The following is a 385-nucleotide window of genomic DNA, read 5'->3' on the forward strand; positions in this document are numbered from 1 at the left end:
ACAATCTTAAAATGGTATGAAGAAGATAAAGAAAAACTAAGACATCAAGGAGGAAATAAAAAAATGAACTATGATGTAGGAGAATCTTTATAGATAAAAAGAGGTGGAAAGCCACTATTAAAGACTTTAAGTATGAAAAGGTATAAAAGTATGCCAGATATAATAAAAATACAAATATGACACTTAAAAGGCGATTAGAAAATTAAAAATCTAATCGTCTTTTTTATCGAAACAAACAGGAGGAAAAATATATGCACGAAAATAAAAATGAACAGAATACAGGAACAAAAACTATAAAGAAAATTGGTAAAGCAACCTATGAGGTTGTTGTTCACTTTAATGAAAATGCAACGGAAACAATGCAAGACAAATTAAAACGCATAAT

Annotated in this window: 1 protein-coding gene and 1 pseudogene; both read left to right on the forward strand. The window is 27.5% G+C overall.

Going from position 1 to position 385, the window contains the following annotated elements:
* Positions 1 to 93, forward strand: a pseudogene (locus HMPREF2782_RS09655) (replisome organizer); the annotation flags it as partial.
* A 158-nt stretch (positions 94 to 251) separates the two neighbouring features.
* Positions 252 to 385 (forward strand): transposon-encoded TnpW family protein (locus tag HMPREF2782_RS03320; protein ID WP_070640850.1); only part of this gene is annotated, 134 nt, incomplete at its 3' end.

Source organism: Anaerococcus sp. HMSC068A02 (assembly GCF_001811125.1).
GTDB classification, from domain to species: domain Bacteria; phylum Bacillota; class Clostridia; order Tissierellales; family Peptoniphilaceae; genus Anaerococcus; species Anaerococcus vaginalis_C.